At 47.3% G+C, this 8,354-nt stretch carries 5 protein-coding genes; 3 read left to right on the top strand and 2 right to left on the bottom strand.

Annotated elements, in window-relative coordinates:
- Nucleotides 1-5,145 (bottom strand): filamentous hemagglutinin N-terminal domain-containing protein (locus tag NZM04_05540; protein ID MCS7063494.1); only part of this gene is annotated, 5,145 nt, incomplete at its 3' end.
- 457 nt (nt 5,146-5,602) lie between these two features.
- Nucleotides 5,603-6,580, bottom strand: a complete 978-nt coding sequence (locus NZM04_05535; protein ID MCS7063493.1) for a hypothetical protein — start codon at nt 6,578-6,580, stop codon at nt 5,603-5,605.
- Between the two features lie 34 nt (nt 6,581-6,614).
- Between NZM04_05535 and NZM04_05530 the strand changes: the two genes are divergently transcribed.
- The 3 genes from NZM04_05530 (at nt 6,615) to NZM04_05520 (ending at nt 8,147) form a co-directional block, all read left to right on the top strand.
- Nucleotides 6,615-6,812 (top strand): hypothetical protein, encoded by a 198-nt coding sequence (locus NZM04_05530; GenBank protein ID MCS7063492.1) that lies wholly within the window; start codon nt 6,615-6,617, stop codon nt 6,810-6,812.
- 216 nt (nt 6,813-7,028) lie between these two features.
- Nucleotides 7,029-7,331 carry a hypothetical protein gene (locus NZM04_05525; GenBank protein ID MCS7063491.1) on the top strand — a complete coding sequence of 101 codons (303 nt, stop codon included), beginning with the start codon at nt 7,029-7,031 and terminating at the stop codon, nt 7,329-7,331.
- Nucleotides 7,332-7,892: 561 nt separating this feature from the next.
- A complete protein-coding gene (locus tag NZM04_05520) occupies nt 7,893-8,147 on the top strand; it encodes a hypothetical protein (protein ID MCS7063490.1) in 255 nt (84 codons plus the stop codon).
- The last annotated feature ends 207 nt before the right edge of the window (nt 8,148-8,354 follow it).

Genomic DNA, 8,354 nt, shown 5'->3' with positions numbered 1-8,354 from the left:
AGAGCTGTTGCTCTGGCTGGAGGAGTTGTTAAACGATGAGCTGTTGCTAAAGCTGGAAGAATTGCTGAACGAGGAGCTGTTGAAGAGGCTCGAGGAGTTGCTCATCGACGAGCTGTTGTGGAAGCTGGAGGAGTTGTTGATTGAAGAGCTGTTGCTCTGGCTGGAGGAGTTGTTAAACGATGAGCTGTTGCTAAAGCTGGAAGAATTGCTGAACGAGGAGCTGTTGAAGAGGCTCGAGGAGTTGCTCATCGACGAGCTGTTGTAGAAGCTGGAGCTTGCAGCGGCTGAGCTGTTATTCATGAATGAGTTGTGGACGCTTGAGCTGTTGAAGAGGCTCGATGAGTTGTTAAATGAAGAGCTTTGATTGAAACTAGAAGAGTTATTGAATGATGAGCTGTTGTTGAAGCTGGAGGAATTAACAAGCGAGGAGCTATTGTAGAAGCTAGAGGAGTTGTTGATCGAGGAACTGTTGTAGAAGCTCGAGCTGGCAGCGGCCGAGCTATTGTTCATGAATGAGTTGTGGACGCTTGAGCTGTTGAAGAGGCTCGATGAGTTGTTGAATGAAGAGCTTTGATTGAAACTGGAGGAATTGTTGAAGCTAGAGCTGTTGTAAAGGCTTGATGAATTGTTGATTGAGGAGCTGTTGTAGAAGCTGGAGCTTGCGGCGGCTGAGCTGTTGTTTATGAATGAATTGTGGACGCTTGAGCTGTTGAAGAGGCTCGATGAGTTGTTAAACGAGGAGCTATTGTTGAAGCTTGAAGAATGATAAAGCGAAGAGCTGTTGCCGAAGCTAGAAGAATTGCTGAACGAAGAGCTGTTGAAGAAGCTAGACGAGTTATTAAAACTGGAATTGTAAAAGCTGGAGCTATAGGCGGCACTTGATGCAGCGGTGCCTTGGTCTTTGTAAAATTCTCCACCAGGAGTTGTTCCGGTGCCTGGGGGTTGATAGCCGGTGTCGGGGTTGTAGGCGTTGGCACCTGCATCGGTTTGATACCATTTTCCGGTTGTGTTATCTGCGCCGTTGGCGGCTATAATTGTGCCTAGAACCATGTTATCGGGGGAGGAGCCGTAGAGGGTGACGGATCCAGTCGGGCCGGCATCGATAGTTCCGAAGTTTTTAAGGCCGCCTGTTCCGAAGAGAGGTGGGGTGGGGAATGCTTCGTCGGTAACAATTTGGATGTGTCCACCGGGTTGAGTTTTGACGACTACTCCTGGATCAATCATGACGTCTTTATTAGCTGCAAGGAAGATTCGGTTAAATTGACGATTAGGAGCGTAGTTGCCGATGTTTCCTGTGATGTTGAGGTCGTTGAGAAGGAGGTTTTGAGGGGTGTTGGAGGCTCCGTCGCGTCCGGAGAGTATCATGACGCGGGAGTCTGTGTTTTGTGTGGTGTCGACTTTGTCAATGATGAGGGTGTGTCCTGCGGGGCCGCGGTTGGTGAATATGATGTTTCGACCTAAGAGTTCTTCGACGAGGGTATCGGTGAGGCTGGATTCATGAGCAATGCGGAGTTGGCCGTTGGCGGTGTATGAACCCGTCCCGGTTACGGTGGGGCTACCGGCACGGGCAGAGATGGTGTCTGCATTTTTGATGGCGAGTGAGTTGTAGGGGCCTGTAGCGCCTGTGATATTGCCTGGGGAAGAGGGTGTCGTTGCCTCTAGGTCTACGGATGAGTTGATTCCTCCTGCTCGGATGAGTTTGTTGGCAGTTTGGGTGATATTACCTGTAGCTTTTACTTTGATAATGGAGGCGGCGGTGTCTGATCCAAGGTCTGCATCAAGAGCAATGTTGCCGATGTTGTTCTCGAGGATAATTGAGCCTGATGTTGTGCCGGTTCGTTTGATATCATTGGTGATGTTGAGATTTGTGATATTTTGTGCACGGAAATCAATGGTGCCCGAGGTGGATTGGAGGCCGGCTACGTTAAAGGTGTTTTGGTTGGAACCCGATTCTTGAATGAATATACCTTGTCCAGCTGTGGCTTGAATGCGTTGATTGTTGGCAAGGGCTCGAATATCGAGATCAGCATTGCCGGGGGCTGCAATTGCTTGTCCTGCGTTGAGTTTGAGGGCGGCGTTGGTGGCTGACGTTTGAAATTGGATGTTGGGGGTGGTATCGGTCGAGGGGGAGGCGTCGAGGATACTGCCGTTGGTAGCTTGGACGGTGATATCACCGGAGCCGGTATGGCGCAGGGTGGCTTCTGCGAGGGTAATATTGTTTGTGGCTTGGATGTTTAAGGTGCCGGATGCTGAAAGATTGAGGATTGCGGAGTCCGCCATGGTGATTGAGTTGCTGGCGGTTAGGATGGCGTTTGATGCGGTGTTGATAGTTGAAAGGGTGGCATTGTTGCCGAGTGTGATGTTGCCCACTGTGGCTTGTGCGATGAGACTTCGTGTGTTGGTTACACCGGCGGAGGGGCCAAGCGTGATGTTCTCTCCTTTTAGTTGAACATTTGCGGCTGTAGAAGAGTCGGAGAGGATTTTTCCGTTGATTGTTATACTACCATTGCTAGAGCCACCGCCGGTATCGGCTTCGAAATTTGCTAAGGCAGCGCTATTAAGGCCTTTGAGGGTGATGTTAGAGTTGTTTCCTACTGTGATGTTGTCTCTGGCTTGTATATCAAACGTTATGTTGCCAATTCTGAATTCGCTATCGGCGTTGAAGATGATGTCTCCGAGATTAGACTTAATGTAAGATGGGCTGGCTAGATTATAAGCTGTGACAAACTGCAAATCTACGTCATCGCGAGCCTCGATTTGGAGTGAGTTTGTGTTGGTCTCTATTGATGATAGTGGAAGCATGACCACGCTGCCTTGATGTGATTTTATTTTTAGGAAATTTCCGGGTCCGATGGAGAATGTGTTTCCAAATGTGATATTGCCGGCTGCTTCTAGTTCTACGTTGACGGGGTCGGTGGCGTCAGTAATCAGAGCATCTGCGAGAACAATGACGCCTGTGTTATTATTGTCGGCATCGGCGCGTAATTTTATTCCTGCTCCTGGGCCTTGGCTACTGACAAGTATACCCTGTAATACACTGGTTTGCAGGATATCCTGTGAAGCATTGAGGTTGAACATCTGCGTATTTAAATCAATGGCTAAGAAGTCTTGAATTGTGATAGAGCCACCGTTGGCGTTTATTGAGGAAGCAGCGGTTCCTGAAAGATTAAGACTGGTGTTACCAAGGGTTACATTGCCTGAGGAATTAATCGTCATGACTCCCCCATTAATGGACAAAATGCCGTTGGCTCCCATATCGAAGTCTCCGCCGTTGACATTTATGTTGAATTGTTGGGCGCTTGAATAGAGTGCGCCTGTATTTGTAATGATAAAGTCACCATCAGTGGTTGTCATCGTCGTGACTCCACCGCCCGTGTTGAAATTGGGAGAGTCGATTTTGATGGATTCGCCTGTTGCTGTAAAAGCATCCATTAGGTTATTTAGTATGAGTGAGCCGTTAATGAGGATTTCACCGTCAGTAGCTGTGCCTCCTTGATCTGCATTGAAGATTAGGGTTTGTCCTGTGTGGCTAGAGCCGTTGATATTCACAATGACTCCATTGGCGACTACGATATTTCGCCAGGCATTAAGTGTAAGGGTAGTGTTATTACCTGAAAAATTGAGGACTCCACCGGTTGAGAAAATGATGTCGCCGTTTCCTGGGCCACTTGTTACGGTTGTGAGGATGACCGATGTGCCTCCACTTAAAAGAAGATTGAGAGCCGTGTAGCTGACATTGGCGCCTGAGCCAGTGGGGCTGAAATTAGGACCGCTGGTGACGTTGCTATTTACATTTGTAGAGATTGTAAGGTCTGGGGGATCGAGGAGGAATGTTCCGGAACGGCCATTGTAGGCTTTGGCAGAGGCTCGGATGATTTCTTCTGTTTCTAGGGTGCTTCCCTTCGATGAAACTTCGATAAATCCGCCATCACCAGCTTGTCGCCCTCCTTCGGCGCTCAGTGCGCCATACATACGAGTCGCTTCATCTGACCAGACGATAATTTTACCGCCGTCTCCGTATTCTAGTGCGTCCGCACGAATAATTACGTCTTGTCCAATGTAGGCAGCTTTGGCATTTGGGACATCTGGGTTGGAACCTTGGACATCTCCTCCGATGAGGATTTCTCCTCCTTCGGTGGCCCCAGTGGCATTTACAGATGATTTTTCATAAAGAGCAACATGATCTCCGAGTATTTTTACACGCCCTGCGTGCTTGCTATCACTTGAGACGTTGATTTCTGCTGTTACTAGTGCTTGGGCTTTGCGGGTTTCTGTTCCGCGACCCGCATCAATGATGACCTCACCTCCGCTTCCATCAAGATTGGTAGCTTGTATTTTTCCTGCTACGCGGATTTCTCCGTCTGAGCTCACAACGATAGCTCTTGCAATTGGCTCTTCGGCTTGCCCACGAAGGAGTATCTGACTTTCGGGACCTATATTGATGGCTGTGCCATAAATATCGCCCGCGGATAAAATCTCAGCGCTTGCTGCTTCAATTAAACCGTTTTGGTCTATTCCGATAGGAGTGTTGTTTGTGATTCCTTTCCTGCGGATCTGGACGCGGGGTGCGTTCGGCTTTTGGCGAGTATCCTGAATGACTATTTCTGCTTCAAACCCGCCCGCCGCTAGTCCTGCCGTGCGACCGGCTTTTAGAGCGCCTTGATTGTGCACGGTTGTGCCTATGAGAAATACGTCTCGGCCTGATTCAATAGTGCCTAAGTTTATTACGGATTGTTGAGAGCGGTTAATAAATTCTGGGTTTGAGCCGCGGAGAAAAGTCTCGGGCTTTATGTCCATTGTAGAGAGATAAACATCTTGGCCGACTTTGATGCGTCCGTTTTTTCCGACGACGATTCCGCTTGGATTCACAAGATAGAGTGAGCCTGTGGCATTGAGTTGTCCATCGAGATACGATTGAAAGCCGCCGGTGACGCGATTCAGTGTAGCTCCACCAATAGGTTGATGAAAATTCACTGTATGATCTTTTCCGATGCTGAAAGTATGCCAATCGATTATGCCATGCTGAGTGGATTGATGGATGTTCATTTGGTCGGCATTCTCTCCGATCACGATATTGCCGCTGATGACCTGGCCTTGTGATGGGAGTTGCGCTTGGGCCTGCACGCTCGTGGTCCAAAGAGCCATGCAAGCAACTAAAGAACGAAGTTGTTTGTTTGTTATAGTAGAGCTTATGAAGTAGCAAAGCGGCTTGTTTACACTTGAACTCGCGTCTAGGATTTTCATGCGCCTTCTTTAAATCACGAAATTTATTTACTTGTTTTATTAAATTTGTCAATTCTTTTGTGAAAAAATTTTTTATTTTTGATTGAATGGATTTTATAAAAACGATACGGTTTACAAACGGGAATTTTTATATTTTACTTAATCTGATATAAATTTTAACCCTTGGGTAGGTTTAAGAAAGTTGTATTTAGTTTATTTTTTCACTATTGGGAGGTTCTTTGAGTAAGGCCAGTCTGTGTCTAGGCGGAGAAGAGGAACCTAGATAGCTTGCAAGTAAATCACATTCAGTGAGGGAATAAAAAAGCCCCTTTTTGTCTTGAAGGGGCTTTATCAGTGTAGCTCGCGAAATGAATATCGATCAGCGTTGAGCCACAGGGTAAGTCTCAAGGTCTGATTCGAAGTATGTTGCGGTATTTTCCTCAGGAGGCATTTCCTCACCTGGAAGGTGGATGGGTGTATTTTGTCGGTAGAGGGCATCTCGACGGCGTTTATTGCGAATGCTGGGAGGTTGTTGCACGGGGCTGTGGTAATAGTAAACGTTGCGTGGAGGTGTGTTTAAGGGTTGAAGATTATTAGGTGCGGCTTCGTTGCTGCGCTCGAAGGAGTAGGGAACTGAGTTTCTCATGTTGATGTTGGTGGTGGGCATCTGAGTTGTGCCTTTGTAGTAACGTTCCTTAATATCTTCAATTCGTGGAGGCACAGGCGGGACGAGGAATCGGGGATCGAAGTTGTATCCCACGACTTCTATGTCAGGTTTGTCTATGACGTAAACTGCTTGAGGCGTGGATTCAGCGGCGAAGAGACGGCCGTTACGTTCATAAAGACGGACGTTGCTTCTTAAGAAAGTTTGCATTGGCTGTTGTGAATTAAGATGTCGTTTTGGATCAAAATCGGCCGTGGCTAGCGGGGGAGTCTGTTCATTTTCGGGTGGTTGTATGTCGAGGTATGAGACTAGGAAGATGTTATCCCACGGGTTATGATAGACGCCGCGGTTTGCGCGTTGAGCTTGTTGGGCGCCGAGTGCCATGACATTTGGCGTGCCCCACGCGGTGCCAAGTCCGCCGTAGGCGTTACCGTTCAGAGGTTCGGTCGCAATTTGTAAGAGGGTGTTGGGAGTGATGCCGAGGGTATTGAAGGTGCTGCTGGATGAACTGGAGGATTGAGAGCCGGTGGTGGTATTTAAAGAGGATGAGCTAAAGTTGAAGGAGCTGTTTGCACTTAAGGAGTTGTTTGCACTATTAGACGAATTGTAGAAGGATGAACTGCTACTGTAATTTGAGCTGCTGCTTATACTGCTGCTACTACTTGAAAAATCGCAACCCGAGCATGATGACATTCCAGAGCTCGAAACGACGAAGAAGAAGGAACTATTGGAGCTACTCGAAGAACTCGAGCTGCTTGAAGAGAAACTGCTACTGCTGCTAAATGCGCTGCTGCTGTTGTTGTTATTTGTGTTGTTATTGCTATGGCTGATGGATGAGCTGATGAAGAAACTATTTGAGGAACTTGAGGCAGAATTCATGCTGCCGCCGCTGCTATTAGAGACACTGATGGAGGAGCTGATGTGATAGCTGTTTGAAGAGCTATTGAATGAGCTATTGGAGAAGAATGAAGAGGAGGAAGCGTTGCTGGCGTTGGCGTTGGAGCTATTGAATGAGCTAAACGATGAGGAGGACGAATAGTGAGCGCTAGAGGAGGCACTGAAGTTTGAACTGCTGAGGCTGGAATTATTTTGATTATTGGAATTATTGAAGCTTGAGGAGGAACTATAGCTTTGGGAGCTGATGAAGAATGAGAAATTGCTAGAGGAAGAAGAACTTGCAGCACTCATTGAAGCACTGAAAGATGAAGAGCTGGCGGAGTTATTGGGGGCGCTATTCGATATACTATGCGAGAAACTTGAGGATGAGGAAGAACTCGCTGAGGCATTGATGGAGCTAAATTGTGAGCTGCTGGCTATATTAGAGCTAAACACACTGCTGCTAGAGCTCGACTGGCTGATGCTTTGGCTATTGGAGACTGAGGCGCTGACGGATATAAAGTTCGCCGAAGAGCTATTCGAGGCCGAGCTGTTGAAGCTACTGTAGGAGGAAGACGAGGAAGAGCTTGCGGCACTAATTGAAGAGGAGTTGCCATTGAGAGAGTTCGACAGGCTTGATGAAAAGCTTGAACTTTGTGAGCTTTGGGAGCTCGAAAAGCTTGAAGAGGAAATGGATGAATTCAAGCTATTGGAGCTGGAATAGCTGCTACTCGAGCTAGAGGAGGCTGAACTGATTGAGCTAGAGAAGCTGGAGGAGGAGCTGGAATTCATTCCACCGTTTGCACTCAAGCTGTAGGAGAAGCTCGAAGAGAAGAATGAGCTTGAGCTAGAGCTTTGAGAGCTCGCCTGAGATGAGAAATTAGACGAGCTAGCACTGCTATCGGCTGAATAACTCGATGAAGAGCTTGATGAAGCAGAGCTATTGCTTGATGAAAATTGACTAGAGCTCAGAGAATTAGAGTTCGAGAAACTTGAAGATGAGCTGGACGAGGCCGAGCTGTTGTTCCAAGAGAAGGAGGAAGAACTAGAACTTAGGGAGTTGCTTTGACTCGAGGAGAATGATGATGAGCTAAAGCTAATTGAGCTGCTATTACTCGACGAAAATGAGATGGAGCTTGAGTTAATAGAGCTGCTATTCGAGCTCGAGGCACTCGAACTATTCGAACTTATCGAACTCGAAAAGCTCGATGAAGAATTAGATGAATTCGAGCTGTTCGAACTCGAGAAGCTGCTGCTCGAACTTGAAGAAGCAGAACTCAATGAACTCGAAAAACTCGACGATGAGCTAGCATTCATACTGCCACTTGCACTCTGGCTATTGGATAAGCTAGAGGAGAACGAAGAGCTCGAGCTGGAGTTTTGACTGCTCAGAGAGCTGGAGTAGCTCGATGATGAACTGCTCAATTGTGATGAATAACTTGAGGAGTAATTACTGCTGGAACTACTACTGACAGCGCTACTATTAGACGAAAAACTGCTGCTGGAACTCGAGTTGTGACTACTTAATGAACTTGAATAATTTGATGAAGAACTGCTGCTAAAGGCACTACTGTTGGATGAGTAACTGCTG

The organism is Candidatus Methylacidiphilales bacterium (assembly GCA_025056655.1).
Taxonomy (GTDB): domain Bacteria; phylum Verrucomicrobiota; class Verrucomicrobiia; order Methylacidiphilales; family JANWVL01; genus JANWVL01.
This window is presented reverse-complemented; position numbering and strand designations above follow the sequence as displayed.

Bases quoted from the DNA above. Each gene is read 5' to 3' on its own strand.
- NZM04_05525 (MCS7063491.1), top strand. From the start codon at position 7,029: ATGAAGAATGAGAAATTGCTAGAGGAAGAAGAACTTGCAGCACTCATT.
- NZM04_05520 (MCS7063490.1), top strand. From the start codon at position 7,893: ATGGAGCTTGAGTTAATAGAGCTGCTATTCGAGCTCGAGGCACTCGAA.
- NZM04_05535 (MCS7063493.1), bottom strand. From the start codon at position 6,580: ATGTCATCATGCTCGGGTTGCGATTTTTCAAGTAGTAGCAGCAGTATA.